At 53.6% G+C, this 24,148-nt stretch carries 21 protein-coding genes and 1 tRNA gene; 12 read left to right on the top strand and 10 right to left on the bottom strand.

Features of this window, described 5'->3' with window-relative positions; genetic code table 11:
* The first annotated feature begins 195 nt into the window (after nucleotides 1-195).
* A complete protein-coding gene (locus V3C19_RS01080; RefSeq protein WP_295933524.1) occupies nucleotides 196-849 on the top strand; it encodes a PEP-CTERM sorting domain-containing protein in 654 nt (217 codons plus the stop codon).
* 82 nt (nucleotides 850-931) lie between these two features.
* Here V3C19_RS01080 and V3C19_RS01075 read toward each other — a convergent pair whose 3' ends face one another.
* Both V3C19_RS01075 and V3C19_RS01070 read right to left on the bottom strand, forming a co-directional pair.
* Nucleotides 932-2,926: an ABC-F family ATP-binding cassette domain-containing protein gene (locus V3C19_RS01075; RefSeq protein WP_302388900.1), complete on the bottom strand. Its 1,995-nt coding sequence runs from the start codon at nucleotides 2,924-2,926 to the stop codon at nucleotides 932-934.
* Nucleotides 2,927-3,014: 88 nt separating this feature from the next.
* Nucleotides 3,015-3,518: a peptidylprolyl isomerase gene (locus V3C19_RS01070; protein ID WP_130083687.1), complete on the bottom strand. Its 504-nt coding sequence runs from the start codon at nucleotides 3,516-3,518 to the stop codon at nucleotides 3,015-3,017.
* Between the two features lie 525 nt (nucleotides 3,519-4,043).
* Here V3C19_RS01070 and V3C19_RS01065 point away from each other — a divergent pair.
* The 9 genes from V3C19_RS01065 (at nucleotide 4,044) to V3C19_RS01025 (ending at nucleotide 10,277) form a co-directional block, all read left to right on the top strand.
* Nucleotides 4,044-4,817: an Hsp33 family molecular chaperone HslO gene (locus V3C19_RS01065; RefSeq protein ID WP_130083688.1), complete on the top strand. Its 774-nt coding sequence runs from the start codon at nucleotides 4,044-4,046 to the stop codon at nucleotides 4,815-4,817.
* A gap of 117 nt (nucleotides 4,818-4,934) precedes the next feature.
* Nucleotides 4,935-5,507: a hypothetical protein gene (locus tag V3C19_RS01060; RefSeq protein ID WP_295931261.1), complete on the top strand. Its 573-nt coding sequence runs from the start codon at nucleotides 4,935-4,937 to the stop codon at nucleotides 5,505-5,507.
* On the top strand, nucleotides 5,504-6,562 hold the full coding sequence (locus tag V3C19_RS01055) for a hypothetical protein (protein ID WP_295931258.1): 1,059 nt from the start codon (nucleotides 5,504-5,506) through the stop codon (nucleotides 6,560-6,562). Before V3C19_RS01060 ends, V3C19_RS01055 begins: the two co-directional genes overlap by 4 nt.
* Nucleotides 6,559-7,587, top strand: coding sequence for a GDSL-type esterase/lipase family protein (locus tag V3C19_RS01050; RefSeq protein WP_295877222.1), 1,029 nt, complete (start codon nucleotides 6,559-6,561; stop codon nucleotides 7,585-7,587). Before V3C19_RS01055 ends, V3C19_RS01050 begins: the two co-directional genes overlap by 4 nt.
* Nucleotides 7,588-7,592: 5 nt before the next feature.
* Nucleotides 7,593-8,000, top strand: coding sequence for a hypothetical protein (locus V3C19_RS01045; protein ID WP_295931255.1), 408 nt, complete (start codon nucleotides 7,593-7,595; stop codon nucleotides 7,998-8,000).
* An 87-nt stretch (nucleotides 8,001-8,087) separates the two neighbouring features.
* Nucleotides 8,088-8,471: a hypothetical protein gene (locus V3C19_RS01040; RefSeq protein ID WP_295931251.1), complete on the top strand. Its 384-nt coding sequence runs from the start codon at nucleotides 8,088-8,090 to the stop codon at nucleotides 8,469-8,471.
* Between the two features lie 164 nt (nucleotides 8,472-8,635).
* Nucleotides 8,636-9,241, top strand: coding sequence for a MarC family protein (locus V3C19_RS01035; protein ID WP_130083694.1), 606 nt, complete (start codon nucleotides 8,636-8,638; stop codon nucleotides 9,239-9,241).
* Between the two features lie 15 nt (nucleotides 9,242-9,256).
* Nucleotides 9,257-9,964, top strand: coding sequence for an alpha/beta fold hydrolase (locus V3C19_RS01030; protein WP_295931249.1), 708 nt, complete (start codon nucleotides 9,257-9,259; stop codon nucleotides 9,962-9,964).
* On the top strand, nucleotides 9,957-10,277 hold the full coding sequence (locus tag V3C19_RS01025) for a DUF3820 family protein (RefSeq protein ID WP_295931246.1): 321 nt from the start codon (nucleotides 9,957-9,959) through the stop codon (nucleotides 10,275-10,277). Before V3C19_RS01030 ends, V3C19_RS01025 begins: the two co-directional genes overlap by 8 nt.
* Before the next feature lie 391 nt (nucleotides 10,278-10,668).
* On the opposite strand, the gene V3C19_RS01020 is transcribed toward V3C19_RS01025, so the two are convergent.
* The 7 genes from V3C19_RS01020 to V3C19_RS00990 all read right to left on the bottom strand — a co-directional run bounded on the left by V3C19_RS01020 (nucleotide 10,669) and on the right by V3C19_RS00990 (nucleotide 21,366).
* Nucleotides 10,669-10,947, bottom strand: a complete 279-nt coding sequence (locus V3C19_RS01020; protein WP_130083697.1) for a hypothetical protein — start codon at nucleotides 10,945-10,947, stop codon at nucleotides 10,669-10,671.
* A 299-nt stretch (nucleotides 10,948-11,246) separates the two neighbouring features.
* Nucleotides 11,247-15,161: a TIM-barrel domain-containing protein gene (locus tag V3C19_RS01015; protein WP_130083698.1), complete on the bottom strand. Its 3,915-nt coding sequence runs from the start codon at nucleotides 15,159-15,161 to the stop codon at nucleotides 11,247-11,249.
* Nucleotides 15,162-15,561: 400 nt separating this feature from the next.
* A complete protein-coding gene (locus tag V3C19_RS01010; RefSeq protein WP_161981419.1) occupies nucleotides 15,562-16,275 on the bottom strand; it encodes a GTP-binding protein in 714 nt (237 codons plus the stop codon).
* 22 nt (nucleotides 16,276-16,297) lie between these two features.
* A complete protein-coding gene (locus V3C19_RS01005) occupies nucleotides 16,298-17,104 on the bottom strand; it encodes a phosphoadenosine phosphosulfate reductase family protein (RefSeq protein ID WP_130083700.1) in 807 nt (268 codons plus the stop codon).
* A gap of 6 nt (nucleotides 17,105-17,110) precedes the next feature.
* Nucleotides 17,111-17,716, bottom strand: coding sequence for a hypothetical protein (locus V3C19_RS01000; RefSeq protein WP_130083701.1), 606 nt, complete (start codon nucleotides 17,714-17,716; stop codon nucleotides 17,111-17,113).
* Between the two features lie 339 nt (nucleotides 17,717-18,055).
* Nucleotides 18,056-20,305, bottom strand: coding sequence for an alpha-1,2-fucosyltransferase (locus V3C19_RS00995; protein ID WP_149880173.1), 2,250 nt, complete (start codon nucleotides 20,303-20,305; stop codon nucleotides 18,056-18,058).
* 14 nt (nucleotides 20,306-20,319) lie between these two features.
* Complete coding sequence (locus tag V3C19_RS00990; protein ID WP_330937124.1) at nucleotides 20,320-21,366, bottom strand: glycosyltransferase; 1,047 nt, start codon at nucleotides 21,364-21,366, stop codon at nucleotides 20,320-20,322.
* Between the two features lie 343 nt (nucleotides 21,367-21,709).
* On the opposite strand from V3C19_RS00990, the gene V3C19_RS00985 reads away from it, so the two are divergent.
* Nucleotides 21,710-22,876: a DUF418 domain-containing protein gene (locus V3C19_RS00985; protein ID WP_130084328.1), complete on the top strand. Its 1,167-nt coding sequence runs from the start codon at nucleotides 21,710-21,712 to the stop codon at nucleotides 22,874-22,876.
* Nucleotides 22,877-23,041: 165 nt separating this feature from the next.
* Here the strand turns inward: V3C19_RS00985 and V3C19_RS00980 are convergent.
* Nucleotides 23,042-23,118 (bottom strand) — tRNA-Met (locus V3C19_RS00980).
* 349 nt (nucleotides 23,119-23,467) lie between these two features.
* Here V3C19_RS00980 and raiA point away from each other — a divergent pair.
* Nucleotides 23,468-24,061, top strand: a complete 594-nt coding sequence (raiA, locus tag V3C19_RS00975; RefSeq protein WP_130084329.1) for a ribosome-associated translation inhibitor RaiA — start codon at nucleotides 23,468-23,470, stop codon at nucleotides 24,059-24,061.
* The last annotated feature ends 87 nt before the right edge of the window (nucleotides 24,062-24,148 follow it).

Here is a 24,148-nt window from a genome sequence, read left to right as displayed (position 1 = left end):
TTAGCCCGTAGCGGAGTGTTAATCCGCAGGAGGATTTTTATCTTCCTGAAAGATCAAATCAACTGTAAATGAAAGGATAAGGGAGAAAAATAAATTAAAGTTCTTTCCCCTTTTCTTCAAGGAATTTTTAGTCAACATATTTCTACCGTAATTTTTACGTTGACTGCGGATTAACACACCGATAGCATGGCGGACATGAGAGCATTTCTCTCCATTTCAGCTTTTTTATTGTGCATTTCCGGCGTACAGGCAGCAACTACTCTGTATGAAACCCAATTCCGCCAGACAGTCATTAACGCCGACAGTGACTTTCTGGACAATGCTTCCGTCACGCTCACCAATCCTTCCACGTCCCTTTCCAGCAATCTGGCCGCAAACCTTCTGGTTCCCAGCGTCCAAATGAATGGAAATAACACCGGATGGACTGTTACTTTTTCCTTCACGGCGACGCAGGATATCACCATTTCTTCCCTGGACCTGGGCTTTCAGTTCGTCACCGGTACCGGCACACGGCATGACAATGCGGACTCCAAGGCAGGAACCGCCACCGTTACCCTAGCCTCCGGAGATTTGTCCTCCACGGCTGATCTGAGCTTCGAGCGCGTCCAGGCCGACAAAGATGGCACTCCGACAGCGGACGTACAGGAAGCTTCTTTCAATACCCCCCTCACAGTCAAGGCCGGAGAAACATTCACCCTGACCGTCAACGCCAAAGCTCCCGAGACAGGAGGTACCTTTCTTGGCCTTTCCCAACTGGGGCTTCACGGGGACCTTGTACCAGAACCGGCAACCGCTTCTCTGGGGCTACTCGGCTTGGCCGCGCTCCTGATGCGCCGCCGCAGGGTATAATCCTTTTCCCCTTTATATTTATAAAAACAGGGCCGTTACCCTCATTCGGGTAACGGCCCTGTTTTTCGTTAAAAAAATCTGGTCAGCTGCCGGAAATGCTTTTTGCAGCTTCCATCTCAATGCGGGCTTCCGTCTCCTCAATCTCTTCAGAAAGTTCCGCCCATTGGGAAAAGCATGCTTCCAACTGTCGGTCGGCCTGCTGGAAACGCATGGTCAATTCCATCACGGCATCCGTGTCCGCGGCTGTTCCCGGCTGTTCCAGACGGGTCGTGATGTCCGTTTTTTCCGTTTCAAGACGGCTTATTTCCGCTTCCAGGCCTTCCAGTTTTTCCTGGAGGGGACGAAGCAGGCGCGTCTTTTTCTGGCGGATTTCCGCCTCCATGCGCCTGCGTGCCTTCCGGTCCCCCCCGCCGCCCTGCTCCGTTCCTCCGGCGGCGGCAGAACGCGCTGCAGCGCCCAGGGCCTGGTCGCGCTCCACCTTTTCCAGATAATCGGATACGTTGCCTATGTACAGGCGCGGCTTTTCCCCCGGCACGAATTCCAGCACCTTGGTAACAATGGGGTCCAGAAAGCTGCGGTTGTGGGAAACAATGCAGTAGGAACCCGGATACTCGGCCAGGGCTTTTTGAAGGACCTGCTGGGACTGAATGTCCAAATGGTTCGTAGGCTCGTCCAGGATCAGGAAATTGGCGGGATGCAGCAGCATGCAGACCAGGGCCACGCGGGACCGCTCCCCTCCGGACAGCACTCCCACGCGTTTATGCACGTCGTCCCCCCGGAACAGGAAGCAACCCAGCAGATTCCGCACCATGGGGGCGGATTCCCGTGTTGCAGCCGCTTCTACGCATTCCAGCACCGTCTTGTCCGGGTCCAGATCGTCGGCGTGGGTCTGGGAGAAAAAGGCGATCCGGGTATGGTGGCCCATTGTGACATGTCCCGCAGTCGGTTCCTCCCCGCAGGAAATAAGGCGGGAAAAAGTGGACTTGCCCGCTCCGTTCACGCCCACGATGGCGATGCGGTCGCCCTTGACGATTTCAAAGTCAAACTTGTCCAGAATGGAAATGGGGCCGTAATTTTTAGAGACCTTTTCCAGTTTGACGACGGAATGGCCTCCCGCCGGGGGAGTAGGGAAGTGAAAGTCCATCACGGCGTCGTCTTCCTCCACCTCAATCAGTTCCACCTTTTCCAACTGCTTGATGCGGGACTGCACCAGGGAAGCCTTCGTGGCCTTGTAGCGGAAACGGTCGATGAATTCCTTCGTTTTGGCTATTTCCCGGTCCTGGGCCTTTTTCTGGCGCAGAAGGATTTCCTTCCTCTGTTCGCTTTCCTTCAGAAAGTAGGAGAAGTTTCCCGCATATTCCTCCGCACGCCCGTGATAAAAGGCGATCGTCCGGGAAACCAGGGAATCCAGCAGGGCCACGTCATGGGAAATGATCACGATGGCACCGCGGTAGGTGCGCAGATATTGTTCCATCCACCGCTGGGACTGGATATCCAAATGATTGGTAGGCTCGTCCAGCAGCAGCACTTCCGGCTCGCGAAGAAGAAGCTTCGCCAGAGCAATGCGCATTTGCCAGCCGCCGGAGAATTCGCCGCAGTCCCGGTCGAAATCCCGGTCCTTGAATCCGAGGCCGCGCAGAATGGATTCCGTCCGCGGCCGGAGACGGGCGGTGTCATGGGCGTTCAGCACGAGTTCCAGCTCCCCGATTTCATTGAGCACTTCGGAATAGGCGGCTGAACGGGGGTCCAGCCCGGCCATGTCCTGCGTCAGCGCATCAATACGCTGCTGAATGTCCATCAGGTCCGCAAAAGCCGACATGGCTTCGTCAACCAGTTTGCGCCCCCGGACGTGAATGCCCTCCTGCGGCAAATAACCCACCTGGCAGTGTTTGGAATGAATGATGGAACCGGAGTCCGGCTCATTGAGGCCGGCAATGCATTTCATCAGCGTGGACTTGCCCGCGCCGTTATGCCCCGCCAGGGCAATGCGCTCCCCGTCCTCAATCGTGAAGGAGAGATCGTTGAACAATACGCGCGCGCCATATTGCACGCGCAGATTTTGAACGGCCAGAACCATGTGCCGGAATCAATCATCGGGACAGGCGGCGCGGAAAACGTTCGAGGAACGTTTTCCGCGCCGCCTCCACCGTTTTTCCTTTTAATCCTTATTTGCCGAGGACCTTGTTCCACGCGGCGATACGGTCAGCCTGCTCCGTGAACAGGTCGGCGGTGTCGTCTTCAATCGTGATGCGGGAAATGGTATCTCCCTGCTCGATGGAGTCCACCACGTCCTGGCCTTCGGTCACTTTGCCGAAGACGGTGTGCTTGCCGTTCAGCCAGTCGGTAGGCACATGAGTGATGAAGAACTGGGAGCCGTTGGTACCGGGGCCCGCATTCGCCATGGAAAGTACGCCGGGGCCATCATGCTTGAGGTCCGGGCGGCATTCGTCTTCAAAACGGTAGCCGGGGCCTCCCATGCCCGTCCCGGTGGGATCGCCGCCCTGGATCATGAAATCCGGAATCACGCGATGGAATTTGAGGCCGTCGTAAAAGCCGCGGGAAGCCAGGTTCAGGAAGGAAGCCGCCGTCACGGGCGTCTTGGAAGCGAACACCGTCAGCTTGATGTCTCCCTTGGAAGTATGGATGGTAATATTCTTGTCGGTTGCCATGCACGCATGTTAAACGCATGGAAAGGCATGGTAAAGGCTGTATTGCGTGCAAATAGAGGGCCTGTTCCTTATTGGTCCCTCCCAATTCCTTTTCACTTTCCTACGCTGGTGCGCAGGGATTTGTCGCGCGTTTACGCACCTCTTTATGATGCTGTCTCCAGTCCATGTTGCGGAAGACCATTTGCCGCATTTCATGGATGAAAAAAGAAATGGCGCAGGGACTGCGGCGGCCCCATCCTCACTTCGGAGAATACGTTAATTCATCCGTCGGGAATACCCGATTCCGAACGTAGCGTTCCGGAAATCCCCAAGGTTTCCGGCTTTCCTCCCCCCCTTATTTCAACCGTTCCATCATTAAAAGGAACCCGCCAGGTACTTCCGGAAAGAATTCTTTTTCATCTTCCTTTTCAGGAGGGTAACATACCCGCAATTTCCCCGGAACAGGCCGTTCCGGCCTGTCATGATAGCCGGCGATGACAGGAGGCATGATTGATTTTCCCTGTAAAAGGGATGAATTTGCATCATATGAGCGAAGAAATGGTAGAAGAATTCGTTACGGTTGAATCTATCTTTGTGCGTGGACGCAACTGCCTGGCGCTTAGAGCGAAGTTCTCACCCCTGTTTACGGACTACTATCTTCATCTCATGCAGTACGGCCTGCGCAATGAAGAGATTTACGACAGCCTGCTGAAAGAGCTGATGGCCTATTTCACGCTGTACATGGTTGCCCGCCCCTGGGCGGAACAGCATGCGTGGACAGTCAATCTGAAAACTCCGATCGTGGCCAACCTGTTCGTTTCCGGATCATCCCTGACGGAATCCGTCGTAGGCCGCGTCTTCACGCAGGACGTAAAAGAGCCGGAAGAGAATACGCTGTATTCCACCATGCTCTGCAAGGGGCAGGAGCCGCGTTATTCCGTCGTTCCCATTCCCGGTGTATCCCCCGCCCAGTGGGTGGAGGAATTTTACAAGCAGAGTGAACAGAGAACGGCACGCTGCATTGAGTTGCCGGACGAATGCTATACGATGGTGACGGCCCAGCCGGACGCCGACGAGGAATGGCTCAATTCCCTCAATCAGGAAAAGATGGCCCATCTGGAAGAAAACGAAAATACGCGCGTGCTGGAAACCCGCCGCTTCCGTTTTTATTGCGGCTGTACCCTGGACCGCATACTTCCAACGCTCAAGGCGCTCCAGGAGAAAGAGAAAGATTTGTTCCAGGGAGAAAATGAGCTGGAAATCACCTGCCCCAGATGCGCCGCCATCTACCGCGTGACGAGAGAAAATCTGGAAGATTGAGACATACACGATTTCTTTCTGACAATTAGCCTTTTCGGCAACGAAATTCGTGCTTAAACTTTCCTCGTGCCGACTTGTCCGAAGTGCTTACATAATTTCCACCGCGGGGCGGAATCATTGTGCCCTCACTGCGGCTTTTCCCTGGAAAATCTGGACAAGAAATACGGCAGGGATTCCATCCCCTACCGCCGCGTGTGCGACAACGCGGGAGCGCTCCGCCAGCAGGACCGCGTGAAGCTGAACGCCCTGCTGGAAAAACTGGAACGCCGCATTCCCCCCGTTCTTCTTTCCGTCTATTTTCCCAATATTCTGGAGCCCTTCTCCCTGATTCCCCACAGTTTCTGGATGATGAACCACCTGATGGTGGATGAAGCCGGATTTCCCAATCACCAGGGCCCCCTCGATCCGCAGTGGCTGCTGGTTCTGGTGCTGGATGTGCGGACGGATACGGCTTGCTTTATGTGGGGATACGAACTGGATCCCTATGTAGAACCGGACCTGATCAACAAGTCCATAATGAAAGCCCGCATTCCCCTCCGGGAAAGCATGCTTCTGCACGCCGCGGGCTCCATCATGAAGGACGCCGTCCACCTTGTGGCCCGGAAGGCGCGTTCCAAGGTCAGACATCCCATGAGGTACGGTCTTACGCCGCCCTCTCCGGCAGAAAGGAAAGGAGGCGGTGCGGCATGAAAAAGCTCCTGCCTGCAACCATGCTTTTCATGGCGGTCCTGACGGCCCCCGCTCAGGAGCTTCCCCTCCTGAAATGGTCTTCCAAAGACCAGCAGTCCCTGATGAAGGGAACATGGTGGGAAAGCCATGCCCCCATCCTCCCCCCCGTGGAAGCCGCCGTTTCTCCGGTTCCCTCCGCGCCGGAAGCGCCTGCGGACGCAGATTCCCCCGCCGTGGACCCCATTCCGGAGGATTTCACGGATGTAAACGAATATTTCCTGCCGGAATATATCCGGACCACGACAGGGCTGATAGATCCGCAAAAGCTACTTGGAGAAGTGGAGAGGAACGACGTCATTGAACTTATCCGGCTCATCAAGGACCGCTACAACGTCAATCTGTTTGTCAGCATCTTCGCCGCCGGGCAGAAGGTCCCCCCCTCCGTCAACGCCCCCACCATCGCGCGCCAGATTTTCAAGGACAAGGAACGCAACCTGCTGCTGCATTTCCATATGGGGGATATCAAAAGCGCCCAGATAGCCCTGGATCCCGACCTCAGCTCCCATCTGGGGGATGCCGGACGGCGCGATTTGCTCTACCAGGTGAAGCAGGACGCTTCCCGCTTCACCAATCCGCAGGACGAGCTGATCACGGCCATGATTTCCCTGGCCCGGAGAACGGAAGCCAATATGGCCGCCGCCCCCAAGCCCGCCCTGCCCGCTCTGGAAGCGGACAATCCTGAAAGCATCCCGGAAGCCAATATAACCATCCTGGAGACGGAGGAAGCCCCGGAATCCCACCTGCACGTCCTGATGAAGGCCTGGATGTCCTTCGCCCTGGCGAATGTTGCGGGCATCATCCTGCATGTCTCCGCACTGGTTTCCCTGGCGGTTCTCTGGCTGGTCTGGAAAAACAAGCGGGTAGTACGCCTGCTTCCGTCGGAACCGGATAAAAGGCTTGGCGCCCCGCACGGGGCCTCCCAGAGCCGCCCTGTCAATTACTGCATGCAGGAAGGTCGTCATCCCGACTCCATCGGCCGCAGGCAGATGCGGCAGCATATGCGCGACGTATCATGACGGCAGCCCTTCCATCCCCTGAAATCCACGCCGTTCTGAACGATGCCGGAGAACTGGAACTTACCCCGGCCCATGCTCCGGACGGGGCCGTCATCCGTGTGGACCTCAATGCGGATTCTTCCCGCATGCTGTGCACGCAGGGGCAGTACCTGGCCCCCATCCAGGCGCCTCCGGGGACGCGCATACGCTACCGCCTTTTTACGGGCAAAAAGGGAATCGGAGAACCGGAAACCTTCGTCATGCCGGGAATCCCCTCCATTTCCCCCGTTCCTTCCACGCTGGTTCCCTGCACCCAGAACAGGGATTTCCTGATCTACGACTGGCCCGCACGGCATGAAGCGGTCTGCCGCCTGGTCCGGGAAACACATCCGGACCTGCTTTTCATCGGAGATTCCATCACCCATTTCTGGGGAGGGAATCCCGTGGACGAGCCGCACCGTGACATCCTTCAAAAATCCCCGGAGACCTGGGCCGCATGCACAGAGGGCATGAGAGCCGCCAATCTGGGATTCGGCTACGACCGCGTGGAAAACGTCCTGTGGAGGCTACGCCACGGAGAGCTGGACGGCGCCGCCGCAGACGCCGTGTGCGTGGTGCTGATCGGCACGAATAATTTTGCGGAAAACACGGACGAAGAAATCCTGCTGGGCATTCGCGCCGTATGCGGGGAAACCAGGAACAGGCTCACCGGAGCTTCCATCATTCTTCAGGGATTTTACCCGCGCAACAGCGGCCGGGAGGGAACGGCGGAGCGCATTGCCTCCATCAATCTGCGCTTGGAGGCCCTGGCCACCGAGCAAGGTTTTTTTTACACGGAACCGGGACGGCTGATGGCGGATGAATCCGGCCGAGTTCCGGCGGAGCTTTCCTCCGACGGCCTGCATCCATCCGCTTCAGGATATGAACGGATAGCCTCTGTTCTCGCTCCCGTCATCCGCCGGGCGGCGGAAGAAAGAAAAAATGACACGGCCAAGAAACCTTCCTCCCCTTCCGGGGTTTCTGTAATAGAACCCCCAACGGAATAATCACGATGAACGAACAGGACGATACAAAACTCTGGCAACTGCTCGGCCATGCTTCCCAGACGGCTCCGGGGGATGGCTTTACCCGTAAGGTCATGATGCGTATTGCCGAAGAGGAACGCGCACAGTCCGCTCCCGTAGAATCCATCCGAAGCTTCAAGTGGAATTCCTTCCGCATCTGGGCCTCCTCCGCAGCGGCGCTGGTCGTCGGGGTAATCGGCATTTCCGTACTGATGGAGCCTGCGGCGCCGGAAGCCCCCTCCATCTCCGTCGCTTCCCTGAACATCGACGATGTGCTTGTGGAAGAGGCCGGGCTCGCCCTGGGCCAGGAAAACCTGATGGATGCCATTTGTACTCTGTCTTCCATGGAAACGGGCGTCATTTCTTCCGACAGCATTCAAGACCTGCTTCTTTAACTCTTAAAAATAGTGAATTAGGTACGCATCCGGCACTGGTTTTTGCAAGCTTTTCCAAAAAATGGTACAAGTCTTTATCCGCCGTCCATGGCCGCCCTGCCAACCCATTCCCCCGTTTTCATCCGTCAGGCCGCGCCTGCGGATTTTCCCGCCTGGATGGAAATGACCGCAACCGTCCGGGACGATTTTCCCGGCATGGCTCCTGCTGATCATCGTGGCGTCATGGAACGGTGCACTGCCAGAAATACGGCCTTTGGCGCCTGGACGGAAGGAGAACTTGCCGGAGGAACGGCATTCTCCCCAAAGCACGGCGGAATCGGCTTTCTGGTCGTCCGGCCGGGATACAGGAGGCGCACGGCATCGGAAGCCTGCCGGCCCGGAAGGCTCTTTCCTGCATGCCGCCGGACCGCGAGGCATTCGTCCATGTTCATCCGGCTACTTTCTCCGCACGCTCCCTGTTCCTTTCCCTGAGCTTCCGAGAAAGTGAATTCATCCGGCGGGGTGGACAGGTTTACCAGACCCTGCTTCCCTCTTCCGAACGGCTGAAGGGAATAGTGGGCCAAAGCCGGAATTTGCCCGCTGCCGGCGGTTGCCTTTGACGGACGCTTTTTCATGGGTTACAAAGAAAGACATCCATGCAGGACTTTCTTTCCACAGTCATTCTTCTGTTCATTGTCATCGATCCCGTGGGACTGGCGCCGATGATCCAAGGAATGATGAAAAAATACACGCCGGAGAAGCAAAAGGCCATTCTGAAAAGGGAACTGGTTTTTGCGCTGTTCTTGTTGCTCCTGTTCTTTTTCTCCGGAAAATTCCTGCTGAACCTGCTCGGTCTGGAACCGGCTACCCTGAACATTTCCGGCGGAATTCTGCTGTTCCTCGTGGCTCTGGGAATGGTGTTTCCCGCCAAGGATATGCTCACGTCCGCGGCCCATGCGTCCGGAAAGAACGAACCTTTCATCGTTCCCATCGCCATGCCGCTGATGGCAGGGCCTTCCTCCCTGGCCATCATCATGCTGCATGCTTCCCAGAGCCCGGACAGCATTTCCCAGATGACTTACGCCGCCGCCATCATCACGGCGTGGCTGCTTTCCGGTCTGGTCCTTTTCATCGCTCATAAATTCCTGCGCCTGCTGGGGGAAAAAGGGACAGTCGCCCTGGAGCGGCTGATGGGCATGGTGCTCATCATGATTTCTGTTCAGATGTTCATGAATGGCCTGGCGGGATACGGCGTCAAATAGAACAGAAATTCGACCATGATCTGGCTCCTTCACGGCAACTTGGGATCTCCGGCGGACTGGAAGCCCGTCATGGATGCGTTGCGTTCCAACGGAATCGAATCCCGCGCTCTTAACCTCTGGAAATATCTGGAATGCTGCCCTAAAAGCCTTCCCGAAATGGGCCGCGTGCTTTGCTCTGAAATTGCCGCACAGGACAAGCGCCCCTATATCTGCGGCTATTCCCTGGGAGGAAGACTGGCCATGCACGCGGTTCTGGCACATTCCCCACTCTGGAAGGGGGCCATGTTCATCAGCGCCAACCCCGGTCTGAAGAATGAAGAGGAAAAGGCCGCGCGCCGCGCCGCGGATGCGGAATGGGCCGTTAAATGTCTCTCCACCCCCTGGGAGGATTTTTTAAGGGAATGGGATGCGCAGGCCGTGTTTGGCGGAGAAGCGGGAAATCCTGGCCGCTCCTCCCTGAAACCGTGGCGCAAGTCCATCTCCCGCGCGTTTATTGACTGGTCCGTGGGCGCCCAGGAAAACCTGGCCCCGCTCCTCAAGCAGTCCCGTGTTTCCCAATTATGGATAGCCGGGGAACGGGACTCCAAATTTACTGCCCTTGCCCGCCGGGCAGCGGGGGACAAGGCGGTGATCATCCCCCATGCCGGCCATCGGCTTCCTCTGGAAGCTCCGGAAAAACTGGCGAAATGCCTGCAACAACTAATCACTGCAACTTATGAATGATTCAGGAATCCCGGATGCGGAAGACTTGAGAAAACTGGTGGAGGAAATAGCCCAGGCCCACATCCCATTCGGCATGTACGGCCCGGCCAAATACCCGCCCAAGGGATGCCCCCTGATGGATGTGCCTCAGGAATATCTGGCATGGTTCCAGGCCAAGGGGTTCCCCAAAGGCAAACTGGGACGCCTGATGGAACAATGCCTGCTCCTGAAGGGGAACGGGCTGGACAACCTTTTCGACCCCTTCCGGAAGGCCAATGGCGGCAGGACGAAGAAGAATGGCCCCCGCCGCGTGTGGGATTTCGAGAATGAATGATACTGCACGGCCAGCGGAACAATCCTGATTTTCCGTCTGTTCCAAACAGATGGACGCTTGAAGATTCTCCTACCGGGCCACCAGTCCCTTCCAAGAGCAGAAGCATTCCGCGGCCGGGGAAGAAACGAACGCCTAATTCATTAGAGTCTGGTGCTTTTTCAGCAATTCCGCCTTCAAGCGTTCCGGAAAGGTTCTGGCATTGAATGAACGTGCATCTTCCCCGCACGTTCCCTTTCATACAAACGCGCCGGAATATCCGTACTCATGCTGTTGATGAAATAATAGCTGAACATCTCCAGAACGGTTCCCAGGGAGTTGGGGATTGCTACCCGGAAGAGGGGTTTTACCCAGGCCCTCCTATTCAGGGAAACCGTATCCTCCCATCCCTTGTTCATTTTTCCACGGAACTTTTTCCATCATCTAGGAAGTGGTGAAAAAGCCAGGACGGCATGCCCATCAATCCAACGAGATCAGAGGAAGCCACCGTTACGCCGCCGGAGGAATATTCCCTGAACCGCCCGGCGCATAGTAGCTGGACCATCAATTCAAGTGCGTCCTGCCTGCCGTAATAATACAGCACAAACACATTTCCGGCTCCGGTTCCCATATAATTACCGTCATAGGGGCGGTCCGCCACGTTTCCCCAGTTGTAACTCCAGTCGCAATACACCCGTCCCTACTTCAGAAGCATGCCGCCCGAATGGACGGAGAGGTTCAGATTCATATTCACGGATTCCCAAATACCCCTGTTTCCGGTTTCTTTCATCCGTGTTGGACCACAGGTACGCATCGTTCCCAGGGGTTCTTTTTTCCTTATTCCCGCACTCAGGAAGAGCTTCTCCATTGGCTTCAGAAAAGGCGGGAGAAGCGGCAGGCTCATCATGCCGGATTTGCCACCGACAAAAACAATACGGCCCCGTTTTCCGGTTGAATTATTACCGGAAAACGGGGCCGCTCGAATAGACGCCCTTACAATTTTTTAGTATTCAGCTTTTTGTCCACCAGCATGCCGTCCTTGAGTTTCAAATCAAATTTGACATCCCTTCTGGCCTTGAATTTCAACACAAAGAGTTCCTTGGTACCTTCTACCGGCTCCTTGTCACCGATGTTGACGAAGGTGGGGTACAGCGCCTTGTCACCATTCGTATGAAGCCTGTCGTTCGTCAGGTTTTCCATTTTATTCATGCCCGTGACCTCCACACCCACGAATTCATAGTCTTTGGGATCATACGGGAGGGCAAAGCTCAAGGCATTCACCAGACTGAGTTTCTGCCCTTTGACAGTCACTTTGGCGATGTCTCCCTTGCCGTATCTCTTTTTATCCGCACTGATTAGAAGCTTGCCGCCCAGTTCCGCTTTCTTTTTTCCGGCGGTGGCGTCCTTCTGTTTTTTGGCATCTCCCTTATCCTGGTCGGCATCCTCCTGCGGCTGGTCGGAGTCATCTTCCAACTGAGTGGCGACAACAGAGATGTCATAGGCGTCAATAAGGCCGTTCCTGTTGATATCTCCATTGCTGATATAGCCCTCGAAGTCGGAATCCCCTTTCCTCAATCCCGTGTAGTTGATGTAGGAGGTAAGGTCGTTCCTGTCGATCTTGCCGTCATTGTTGATATCGCCCGGAAGGTAGCTTTCCGTTCCCGGCACCTTGAAGACGTAGATTTCCCGGCCTGAACCATAGCCTCCCACGCCTTCGGTTATATTCAGCTTGATGTAACGGGCGGTGGGAGCATCCTTGAACCCGAAGATTTTCACTTCATTGTTCTTGTCCCACTGGAAGGTTCCGGCCTTCGTCCAGGTTTCCTTGTCCATGCTGTAGTAGACGGTGCCCTTCAGAAGGGTGCCATTCCCGGCGTCTTCACGGGGAACGTAATGGAATTTTTCAATCTTGTTGATTGTTTTCAGATCCATGACTAAATCAAACGGGATGGCCTTCGCACCATATTTCGTGTGCCAAGCATCCTTTTCCTTGAAGTCAAACAGCTTGGTCAGGGAATTGCCCTGGTTTTCCGCAGTTGTTTCACCAACAATTCCTTCAATGGCGAATTCAAGCGGATTCGCCTGAGTTTTGGCATTAAAGGCCGTCCAATCCGAATGACCATCGCGGTTGACGGCACGCAGCTTGAAGGAGTAGGGAGTTTCGGCTTCCAGATCTTCAAACAGGAATTCCGTTCCTTTGATAGTGGTGTACAGCATGCCGCCGAACTCGATTTCATAGTAATCCGCATTGGCTACGGCATTCCAGGTGGGTTTCAGCGTGTAGGCAGCCGTGTTTTCTTCCGTAACTCCGGCATTCCCGGGAGCGGACAGAGGACCGGATGAGAGGCGGTATTTTTCCGCAGGCTGGAACTGGAAGCCTTCCACGGAAAGCACAACGGGATTTGCCGTAACGTCCGTCGCTGCCAGTTTCACCAGGAGCTGAGGATTTTTGGCAATCACTTTCTTTTCAAAATCGCTTCCCTTCGTGGCGAATTTGTTCAGGTTGGGAGCGGCATCGTAAAAATAAACATTCTCCCGTGACAGGAAATCGTCTTTGGACGCCGCTTCTGCCAGTTCCAGATTGTCCTTGCCAAGCCGTGCGGAAACTTTGTCCGGCTTCCGCGTCACGTTGATGCGGAATTCCGTCGATTTTTTCTTGTCGAATCCGGTGAAGTCGCCAACTGCCGGATGAACGGTTACGGTCACGTTATTATTGCCGTCAAGGTCCGATTCAATCCGGGTTCTGACGCTTTTGCCCTGCCGGTATTCCTCCGTTACGCCGTCGTCGTCGTACGTGGTGAAAGAACTGCGGCCATGGGGGTAAATTTCATATATCCGGTGGTTCGGATTTATTTCCGATACGTTGTTGTTCGGGCCCGTCATGGGAATGATGGCTCCGTTTTTCACGAAGACGGGCAATTTCCAGACGGGGGCGTCAAAACAGTTGTAGATTTTACCCCCTTCGTACAAGTCGCCCGTAAAGTAGTCGATCCACTGGCCTTCCGGCAGATAAATGCCGTGGCGGATGTCGTTGCCCTCCTTGTCCGCGTTCGTTTCCTGGTAGACGGGAGCCACCAGGAAAGAGGGGCCGAAGAGGAACTGGTACTGCGTCGCCTTGCCCAATGTATAGGGATTGGGATATTCCAGGAACATGGCCCGGACCATCGGCATTCCGCTGACGGATTCTTCCGCGATGCTGTAGGCATACGGGATGAGTTCCGATTTGAGTTTCAGATACCACCGGTTGATGGAGGTGGCGGGTTCCCCAAATACATGGGGATATTTTTCATTGGCTCCCCAACCGTCCATGTTGAGTTCCATGGGGGTAAAGGTTTTCCATTGGAAATCGCGGATGTTGACTACGGGATTCTTCCCACCGAAGATGCCGTCCATATCCGAACAGATGTTCGGCTGGCCAGACAGGCCGGAGCCGATGTAGGTAGGAATATGGAAACGGATGTATTCCCAGGCTCCGCCCGTCTGGTCGCCTGTCCAGATGCCGGCATAACGCTGGGTTCCGGCCCAGCCGTCCAGGGAAATGATGAACGGGCGGCTGTTGTTCCCGTAATAGGTCATGATCTGGGCGACGTCCGTAATACCGTTCAGTCCGAAGGAATAGCCGGGCCCTACCCAGGCGACGTCCGTTTTCAATACGCGTATCCCGGCGTCCCTGACTTCCTTGACAATGTCACGCTGCAGAAGGGCGCTTATCTCCGGTTTGGGATGCAGATCCGACTGAGTCCACAAGCCGATTTCCACTCCGTTTTTCAGAGCGTAATCAGTCAGGCTTTTCAAATTCGCAATATTTCCGTCCAGAGTGTCCGTCTGTCCATAACCGGCGCCGTAGCCGTCATTCGGGAGGAGCCAGCCCAGGGGCATGTCATGGGCCTTGTAGCGGTCGATCACGGCACGGGCGGAAAACTGGTAGTTGTCCAGTTCTCCATTCAGGGATTCCCTGATTCCTCCATTGTCCTTCTGGCTCTCCTTGTATCTCTTGCCGTCTTCAAACAGAATGCCTTTTTCATCTTCCTTCCAGTAGTCCCTGTTGTAGGCGTTCAAATGCCCCTGGTAGAAGGCGAATTTGGGCAGCAGAACGGGATTTCCCGTCAACTGGTAAAACTTTTGCAGCAGGTTGACCGCTCCGTCGTCAACCATGAAGAAGACATCCAGATAATTTTCATCATGGCTGAGATTGACGATGCCTTTTTCCCTGGCGCCGAAATCATACTGCCCCTTCTTGAACGTATGCCACAGAAGTCCGTAGCCGTTTGTGGACCAGTAGAAGGGAGTGGGGGAGGCTACGCCTCCATCCGTCCAGCTATTCTGGTTTTCAATGGAGATTACTTTCCCCTTGTGCGAGAAGCGTCCGTTCTGCACGCCTCCTCCGTAGAAGTATTCTTCCGGCCCCGTTTTCAGGGACAGAGTGGTTTTGCCCTTTTCAAAAAGGACGGGAGCCGCCTGCTCAACAACCACTGTTCCGGTTTTCAAATCAACGATTTTGATCAGGGAAGTCTTCTTGTCAATTTCCACCCTGATTTTCCCCGTGGTGATTGTGACCATATTCCCTTGGTTGCCAACATCCAGTCTGGACACGGCCTTCCTGGGCTGCCCGACCAGTATTTTAGCTTCGGGCTCCGCTTTCGGGTCCCGGATAATTCCTCCCGAATCGTCGCGGAAAAGGCGGAAGATGTTGTCCCCGTAAAAGTCGAAGGTCATCCGGTGGTCTTTCCCGAGCAGCACCTCGACGGCCGAAGGATTGATTTTCCGGGCATCCTCCACCAGCGGGGCCTGCCGCCCTTCCTGCGGCCCACCCTGGGCGGAAAAGGCAAAGCCGGAGAAGAAGAGAGACACGCCGCAGGTCATTAAAACAGTTTTCCTCAGCATGCTGCTGTCAGTTGAGTTTCCCATTATCATATCATTTTTATCACGTCAGCCGGAACACCGTCTCAAAATGAACTCCAATAATCAATCCAAAGATGAATGGAATCCCCCTTTTTTATCAACTATGTAGTTTCCTGTACAGGCTGCGCCTGCAATATCGGATGTGTACGCGAATCATATTAAAGAGGGCCATGCGCTCCGGCATTTTCCAGCTGCCAGATATACCGGCAGTTTCCTGCGCTTTTTTCATCCTTTCCCCCGCATGCGTTTCATCCGGGCACAACCCTCTTTTGAACTATGCCTCAATAATATTCCTGGTCAATGCCATAGAAAACCCGGACGGCAGATTGGCGAAGCACTGGAAAATGCGACATGCCGCCGGCTCTTTTACCAAGAACCAACGGCATGCGGGTTATTTCTGAATGTTTCAGGCGGCGCATCCCACGCCTACAATATTTCCCTTTTTGGCGCGGCAAACGAGAAAACGGCCGGAGAGGGAAGGCGGCAATCCGTCAATGGAAGAGCAGTCCCCCGGATCATGGTTGCCTTCATGGGACCAGTCCAGAGGATGTCCTGCCAAATCATACAGAACGTACCGGGCCGTTCCGTCCAGGGAATCGAACCATACAATGCGGGATTCGCTTGCCGGAATCTGACGCTCCTTTTGGAGAAAACGGTCCATGACCTCCAGCAGCCGATCCATGGCGGCATCAAAGGAAGGTTGTTCCGTATCATAATGGATTTGCCCCGCCTGTTCCGCCATGGAATGACTGTGAACCACGGCAATGTTTTCTACGCCGATGGCAGCGGCAATTTCTTCCAGTTTCCTCTGGTACGCTTCCGACTGCTCCCGCCGATTTTCATCAATGATCAGGATATATCCCTTGGAGGCGCACAACCCCGACACGATTTCCGGAAGGTATTCCAGATGCCCGGGGCAGTCGCAGAAGACCAGATCGGTATGGTCATTGACGGGGCAGGCGATACGGGTTCCCGTGATCGTACGGCCCGTGGCCTGTTCAATGCACAGCGCATCCGGTTCAATCACGCGTCCCGTGTTCTTCCGAAGCAGGCTCTTGATAAGCGTGGATTTTCCACTGTCCATCAGGCCGCATACGGCTATAGTGGCTTTTGATTTCATATGTTTAAATGTGGAGAATGGATCAGCAAAAACCGTTGCGGCGGAGCATTTCCATGCAATGCGGCACGGCTTCATCCTGGCGCGCTCTGCTGGCGCGTTCCGGAACGAGGGTTACGGCTACTTCATCAATAATTTTCTCAATAGTATCCGCTCCGGAATCCACGGGGGTGGTTACAGGCATACACCCAAGGGAACGGTAGCGTTTGCCGTCAACTGCAAGGTAAAGGGGACACAGGGGAAGCTTGCGTTCCAGGGTGTATTGCCAGATGTCCAGTTCCGTCCAGTCCAACAGGGTATTGACGCGGTAATGCCCTTTTTCCGGGGTGGAAATATTAATTCCTTCAAAGGGATGGAATTCCGGATTGTTGTCCGACGGTTCATAGACGCCTTGGGCGTCCCGGTAGGAGAAGTAGCGTTCCTTGGCCCGCGAACCTTCTTCATCGCGGCGGATTCCCGTGAACAGGAAGTCGATTGCTTCATCACGGATAACCTGTTTGAGGGGTTCCGTCTTGAGCGCAGCCGTTACTTCGAAAACAGGCGTATTTTCATAGTTCATTCCGGAATTCAGAGCAGCCGTATTAGTCACGGTGAGATCACCGGAACCGATAGCGAATTCCTTGATAATGTATTTCTTGTAGGCATAAAGCTGCGGGAATTCAAAGGTCGTATCGACGTGAATGACCCTCAGCCGATCCAGGTTGATGTGCTGCCGGAGCAAGTCCAGCAGGACAATGCTGTCCTTGCCGTAGGAGCAGAGGACGGCCGGGCGCTTCGCCTTGGAAAGAGCCGTTTTAATGATTCTGTGTGTTTTTTCTATCCAGTCAGTCATGGTTTGTTATTTCGTGGGGTTAATCCAGAAAAGTTTCTTGAAACGTTTTTCAAGCAGAAAGTCGCCGGCCCAGTTTTCCCTGATGCTGGCAATGTCGGCGTCCGTCAAATCGCCCCGTGTCAGTTCATGTTTGCCATCCATATTGAAATTGCACGGCTCCACGTTCATGACGGTCCTCATATAGTCGGGCAGGTTTTCAACGCGGACTATCGTGTCAATCCGGGGACAACGGTCATAATACCAGGCCTGTACTTCAAAATGCCGCCCACACCTGCCGGGATGATTGGCTTCATTCATCCGAATAAGCAAATGCATGGTGTCCAGCAACTGCCTCTTGCTCCTGCAGGATGAAGTGAAGGGAGAAAATATTCCCCGGTTGATGCACCAGGCATAATTGGCAAGGTTGACAAATCTTTCGCCAGGATCGCGGAAAACAGCCAGATGATTGTATTCCCGGAATTTGTCCGCATCATAATCCTGATTGTTCAGGCAATAGTTGCAGGTATTCTCATTCCAAACCCTTACCGGACTCCTAGCCGCAGGATTGGATCCCAGTTCGTGAAATACGGTTCCTATCTGCGTGCCGCACGCATTTTTGGGAATCAGGTACATTAGAGTTTTTGTCGGTACATGGAGAATATATTTTCTCCGGTCACGCTTGCAGCAAAATGCCGGCCCTGCCACCGCCCCGCCGCTCCTGTCGCGGAATACTTATCAGTAACCGGATTATAAGCCAGCGTCTCGATACTTTCATACCCGGACGAGAAGAGGGCCCGGGGATTTTCTCCAGCTCCTTTCGTAAGGGTAGACATGTCATTTCCCGGTTCCCGGAAAAGCCGGAGGTCCTCTATGCGGCAGTTTTCCTCCCGTCGCAAATGAATAATGCGTATGTCTCGTGCTGTCCTTGTATTCACGGCGAATTATACCCAAATTTCACTCTGTTATTTAAAGTTAAATCTTTATCCATTTATCTCGATAGACATCCTGATAATCCTTAATTTTACTTACAAACCACTCCTTCTGGATAAAGACTTTATCCTGATCTCCCAGATAGGCACCCCACCAGGAGAATGAGGAACAGGAAAGAACGAGTTCCTGCATGGCTGTCAATTCCCGAAGGGCACCCAGCGTTTTATGTTCATCCACAGTCACTTCGAAACGGCGAGCTTCTGAAACATTCTCCATTAGCTTCCGGGCATGTTCAGGAGAGTCGGAGAAAACAACCAGCTTCCTGATATTGCCGGACAGCCTTGCAAGCGCTTCATTCAGGAAGGGGACATCCGGAGTATGGTAGAGGAAGGTCAGATTAAGGTAATCACCCATTCTTAAATGAACTCCCGCCGTTCCTTCCTGCTTGGGAGCGATTAAATTTCCGAAGAGGGCTCGAATTTCATTTCCATATTCCTCAAAATATTTTTCACTCTGAAAGTAACCTTCTATGGCTCCTTGCCGAATCATGCCGGGAATGGGGCGGTAGGAAAAACACGGTTCCTCGTAAACAACGGGAAAGTCGTATCCTCCTTCCGGACAGCATGCGCAGGAGTCTCCCAGCCACTCTTGCAAATTCCTGGTTTCTTCCCTCATTTTCCAGGGTATTTTGCATTCAAGCCCATGGCGAAGAGCATGGGCGTAAGTAGCGGCGATCTGAAAAAGGTGGTTTCCGGTGCGTGCATAGTCCTTGAAGAAAGGAGCTACGCAACCATTCCACTTATGCGGAGAAAGGATACGAAAATTGACGGGGGCGTGTCCGGGCCGAGTTCCGTTTGCCGGCTTTTTCGCTTCCATACACACGGTCCCCAGCAGATCGAAAGGATGCTCATCGCGGTCGGAACGACGTTCCAGAGACTGCAAGTGACCATACTCCGACACTCCCGGATCCCGAACCTCCACTTCAAAACCTGCGGATTTAAGTACTTCCGTCAGCGAATCAACCGTCCACAAGGATTTTTGTTTATAGAAGGCCAGGATGGCCCCCACTTCATTGGCAGGAATAAACGTGTCCGGATACTTGCTTTTCATGTATTGGCGGAATGCAGGAGTAACAGTCCCCGTCAGAGAAAGCACATCCCGGAATGCAAGCCTCAAAATGCCGCCGGGTTTCAAAGAACGAAATGCCTCAAAAAAGAAGCAGCAGGCTTTTTCCGAGCTTATCCCGTCAATGACATGTTCCAAATAATAAGCATCCACAGATTCACTTTCCCAAGGCAGCGGACGGGATATATCATAATTGGGAGCATCCAGATTCAGCCAGCCGTTTAAACGTCGGTCTCCGCAGCCAAGATGGACATACAACTTGGAGGAATGCGGAAATTCGGCATTGCTTCCATGTTCCTGGCACAATTGTTCCAGAGGCATCATTCCGGCATGAAATTGAATCGTGATGGATGATCCCACATATTTCCCATGCTGGGGCAGCAATTGTTCCATGGGCCAGACGAGCCATTTCAATATCAGCTCTCCCTGGCTTCCCATACTCCACCAGCCATAACAGCCCGAAGACTTGCGACGGAATACTCCATTGGCATAAAAATGCAGTTCATCCTTCCAATGCGGATGGCTGGCATCACCTACCAAATCCGGCCGGGAGTAATTGAATGCATACAGGGCGCGCAGAATAGGGGGCGTGCACCAGTGCGCCGTTACCATGTCATTCCCGGCATCCGGGTAATATACATTATTCATGTAAAGACGGCCTGTCGACTTCAGCCTCCCTTCAAGCTTCCCTACCAGTTCACCCACAATCAGATCCTCCGCCCCGCAATCAGCAAAGCCGGGCGCCTCCACAAGCTTCTCCACCATGCCCCTTTTCAGAAAATAACCCGCTCCCCCACTCGGAGAGTGACGAGTCGATACCATCACATCTCCGATCAGGTCATACTCATCATCAACCACGGATTCCAAACGGCTCAAATCCACATACGTATCGTCATCACACTTGAACAGCCACTCAAAGTCGTAGTTCTCCAGCGCATACCGAAAGAAAGACTTCACCTTCCCCGGTAGCTCGTCGTAGCCATCCGCTGTGTCCAGCACCACCGTATCCCCCCTTTCCTCTTCCAGTCCTTCCTTTCCTCCCACAAAGAACACGCATTCTATCCCATCCGCCGGATGCTCCAGCCACGTCTCCCTCACCGCATCCCTCTTTTCCTTCATCCGCTGGCACGAGCAGATTCCTACCAGTATCTTCACTTGCTTTTTCATGTCTTTTCTCCTTTCTAGGCAGGAAGCTGTTCCACCGCTTCAAAGATTTCCTCCCAGCTGGATACCGACGATTCCAGCCCCCCCAGCTCCATACCCCGCTCACGAGCCGCCTCCGCCATGTCCCTCCTCAGGTTCGGTTCGTAGGCCATCTTGCTGGCGTAGTAGATGAAGTCCCTTTCATGGTCGCACAGCCATCCGGTTTTGCCGTGCTCCACCATCTGGCGCCAACCTCCGCGGTTGTCCACCACCAGCACGCTGCCGCTGGCCATCGCCTCAAAGCCCACTCTCGGCCAGTTTTCCGTCGTGTCCGTGGGCTGAAGCACTATTTCACAGTGCTTGTAGAAGTCCTGCTGGCTCACCTCCCTCTGGTCGCGCGCCGTGCGTATCCACCCGTAGGGTTCTCCGATTTTCTCCCGGCTCCTCTGGTCGAAGCCCAAAAACAGGCCACGCTTGAAGAGGGGGGAGACGAAGTATTCGTAGATGTGGAGCGTGTTGGCGGCGAATTTGTCCGCGTCCTGCCGGGAGATGCGCCCGCAGCCGAAGTATTCCCCGCTTCTCTCGGCGATGAAGGGGAAGGAGTCGTTGTGGAAGTAGGGCTTGAAGGTCATGAACGCAATGGAGGGGTCGTCGTTGCAGCGCTTGAGCAGGGGCATGTTTTTCTGGCGGACTTCTTCGTTTTGGTAAAGGAACATGGCAATGAGCCCCTGCTTCATGAGTTCCTTTTCCTTGTTGAAGAGCCAGGTCATGCAGTTGACGAAGATGGTGCGCCTGGTTTTTTGGCGGATGGCGGGGAGGTTTTCCAGGTATTCTCCGTTGCAGAATCCGATGATGGCATCCCCTTCTTCCAGGACGGACCAGTCGTTGGGAGCGTGGATATGGACGCCCAGCCCCAGCATTTCCAGGTAGAGGGCTTCGTTTTGGAAGCCGTCGTTGGTGGGGATGATGTGGACGTCAATGTCCATGTGTTTCCAGACCAGTATCTGGTGGTGGAGTTCGGTTCCGGCTCCGCCGTAGAGGCTGGGGAAGCCGTTGACATAGATTTTCTTTAAGGAGGTGCTCATGGGTTAATTCTCAAGTGGATTCACTGAGCGACGCTAGCACGCAGACTTTTATCCTGGCAATGGACAAGTTTTGAAAATATGGCAAAGAAATACCTGCCACCGGCAAAAATCAAAGTTTTGCGCTTTATTTCTGCATTTATGTTAAATACATCCGGGACCTTTTTATTTTACAGCGGACAGCATCTGTTTACTTCCCTTAATCATTTCCCTATCTTCCTTTTTTCACTCCATATATTATTCCGGCTTTGGACAAAGCGGCCGGTTGCTTATATTCAACTGAAAAATAATCCTTTTCAAAATTCAGTCTGAAAGACAAAGGTATTCCCCCCCGTAGGAAGAGACAATGACTGAAAACACTCCTATTAACAATACCCAGCGTATCCAGGTTGTAGATGCCTTGAGAGGTTTCGCGATCATTGCCATTATGCTGGTTCATTTTTTGGAGCACTTCATCTATAATTCCTATCCGGTTTCTTCTTCTCCGGCAATGGCCTCCGTCAATGAAACGGTAAAAGAGGCTTTCTTTTTCCTATTTGCGGGAAAATCTTATACAATGTTTGCTCTGTTGTTCGGGTTTACATATGCGATTCAATATGGAAACCAGTTGAAGAAGGGAAAGGACTTTGCCGGACGGTTCGCCTGGAGGTTATGCCTGTTGGCCGGTTTTGCCTGTTTGAATGCCATTTTCTTCCCCGGCGGAGATATCCTGCTGACCTTTGCAACTGTCGGGTTCATTTTAATTCCCGCGCGTCGTTTGAGCACAACGGCTCTTGTCCTGGCTTCCTTCTTCTTTCTGGCTCAGCCGCTGGAAATCATTTATGCTGCAGTTCAATGGATATCACCCGGCTGGACGCCTCCCATCCTGCATGCGCCGGAATCTTATCCCACGTTAAAGGTCTTTGTGGATTCGGGCAACTTCTGGTCCATGGCCTGGCATAACCTGACTCTGGGGCAAGTCGCCAGTTATACTTGGGGTATTGACGCCGGGCGCCTGATGCAGGCCCCGGGCCTGTTCATCCTCGGATTCATTCTGGGGAAGGGCGGCTTTTTTAAGGAAAGCGACAAAAATACGGTTTTCTGGGTCAGGACTCTGTTGATTTCCGCCGTTGTTTCTTTCACATTCTTTATTGCAAAAGAAGTGCCGACACTTTACACCCCCGTCAAAACCATCTTTACCATGTGGCATAATGTCAGCTTTACGGGGATATGGGTAGCGGCTTTCGTCCTGCTTTATCGGCTGGAATATTTCCGTAAAATGACGGCAGGGCTGACATTCTACGGCAAAATGAGTTTGACGAATTATATTTCCCAGTCGATCATTGGATCGTTGATTTTTTTCCCGTATGCATTGGGCCTCGCCCCTTATCTGGGGTATTTGAACAGCTTCCTTGTTGGCCTGGTCATCATGCTGTTGCAGATCAGGTTTTGTCAATGGTGGCTGGCGCGGCACAAATATGGCCCGCTGGAAGGGCTCTGGCACCGAGCCACATGGATTTGTTCCCAACGTTAAAAAGCCGCAATGCTCCCCCTACCATCATAAACGCAGTTTGACTTGCGTTTTTAGAGGCCCAAGCGGCCATTTGACACTTATTCCACCCTATTTCCGGCTTGTTTCAAGCACGGTGTTCCGGATGCGAAAAAGCCCTGCAAGCTTTTGACTTGCAGGGCTTTCAAATGGTTACGGGAGCAGGATTTGAACCTGCGACCTTCAGGTTATGAGCCTGACGAGCTACCTGGCTGCTCCATCCCGCGATTTGGAAAGCATCCGTAGAGGAGTGCAAAACTTTTATAGCTTCTTTTTACAGGATGTCAAGTATTTTGCTATAAGATTTTTTAACATTCCTTGTCGTATGACAAAGGCCCCTAATGACTTCAAATGCTTCTTTTTTCCGCGCCGCGTTAAAGGCCACTCGCGCCGCAGACTGGAAAACAACCGATAGGCGCAAAAACGGGGTCTCACCACCCGAAGGGGGAACGGACGATTTCCGGCATCACGGGCGGAAAAAAAGAAAGGATTCCTCGACAAACATTGTCAAATCTGTATATCTTGAAAGGTGCGGACAGGGTTCCGCAATCAACATCAATAGAAAGAGGTACGACAATGCAAAAGGTAAACGTAAATACACCTATTACGATCACGGGGCGCCATGTGGAAGTAACCGACGCGATCCGGGAATTCGTAACGAAAAAGATTGAAGGGATCCGTCTGGATTTCCCGCGCATTATGGAGGTTAAAGTCTTACTTGATGTCCAACGCGACCGCATGATTTCTCAGGTTATCCTGTTCTGCTCGGACCACATCACCATTGACGCTTCCACGGAGGGAGCGGACATGTACGCCTGCATCGACGAAACGATCACCAAGATCATGCGCCGCATGCGCAAGCACAAAACACGCCTGATGAAAAAATTCCGTCCTCATCATCAGGAAACCATCCGCAAGCTGGATGAAACCGTGTATGACGATTCCGTACTCGATCATCCGGAAGATTCCAAGGAAGACCCGGAACCGATGCTGATCCACCGGGAAAGCTATAACCTCAAGAAGCTCTACAAGGAAGAAGCCATCATGGAACTGGAGCTTTCCGACAAGCCTTTCGTGCTGTACAGGAACGCCCGCCGCGATGTTCTTCAGATCGTGTACAGAAGGCCGGACGGAGATTACTCCATCATTGAGCTCGGCACTACTTTATAAAGTGAAGTGCGCCAGCCGGGCACACGGACGTTTTCCGCACTGCGCGGCACAGGGCAGGATTCCCGATGAGGGAGTCCTGCCTTTTTC

Origin of the sequence: Akkermansia sp. AE01SA01 (assembly GCF_036417395.1) — a bacterium.
Lineage (GTDB): Bacteria > Verrucomicrobiota > Verrucomicrobiia > Verrucomicrobiales > Akkermansiaceae > Akkermansia.
Note: the sequence above shows the minus strand (reverse complement) of the source record. Positions and strands in the feature narration are given on the sequence as shown.